At 61.2% G+C, this 1035-nt stretch carries 1 protein-coding gene; it reads right to left on the reverse strand.

All coding sequences use genetic code 11. The features are described 5' to 3' along the window. A partial coding sequence (locus tag FY112_RS00315) for a biotin carboxylase N-terminal domain-containing protein (protein WP_151517349.1) occupies positions 1-1035 on the reverse strand: 1035 nt, incomplete at both ends.

Consider the following 1035-nt stretch of genomic DNA (forward strand, 5'->3'; position numbering starts at 1 on the left):
CTCTAACAGCGGATCAAAGTACCTGGTGACAATACCCCCGGCGTATGCGGTTCCTCCGTCCAACCGAATTCCAAATCCAGACGCTTGGCGGTAAGCCGTGATCCGCCCATAGTCTGGAATGAAATTCTGTTCCGGGTCCTCGGTAGTGATACGGCACTGCAGAGCATGGCCGTTGAGACGGATGTCCTCTTGCCTCGGCACTCCACTTTCATCGCTGCCAATTTCATGCCCGTCTAGGATGTGGATCTGCGCTTTGACGATATCGACACCAGTGACGACTTCGGTCACCGTATGCTCGACCTGGATGCGCGGATTGACCTCGATGAAGTAGAAGTTGCCGGTGTCGGCATCCATCAGATATTCGACAGTGCCGGCGCCGATGTAATTGGTCGCCTGTGCAATTCTGACGGAGTAGGAAGCCAGCTCACGGCGCTGCTCCCAACTTAGGTATGGCGCCGGGGCGCGCTCGACGACTTTCTGGTTGCGGCGCTGGATCGAGCAGTCACGCTCGAAGAGATGCACGACATTGCCGTGCGTATCGCCGAGCACCTGGCTTTCGACGTGCCGGGCGCGCTCGACGAGCTTTTCCAGATAGACCTCGTCCTTGCCGAAGGCCGCCATCGCCTCGCGTTTGGCTTCCGTCACCTCGCGGGCGAGATCCTTTGGATCGCGGATCGCGCGCATGCCGCGCCCGCCGCCGCCCCAGGACGCCTTCAGCATGACGGGATAGCCGATCCCGTCCGCCATCTTCGCCACTTCGGCCATGTCCTCGGGCAAGGGCCCGGTGGCCGGGACCACAGGCACGCCGACCGAGATCGCCAGGTTGCGCGCTGCGACCTTGTTGCCGAGCTGGCGCATCGTATCGGCCTTCGGGCCGATGAAGATGATGCCGGCCTTGTTGCAGGCATCGACGAATTCGGGGCTTTCCGACAGCAGGCCATAGCCGGGATGGATTGCATCGGCGCCGGAGAGTTTAGCAACGCGGATCACCTCCTCGATCGACAGATAGCTCTCGATCGGGCCCATGTCCTTGGA

This window comes from Rhizobium sp. PEPV16, from assembly GCF_008919455.1.
GTDB lineage: Bacteria > Pseudomonadota > Alphaproteobacteria > Rhizobiales > Rhizobiaceae > Rhizobium > Rhizobium leguminosarum_Q.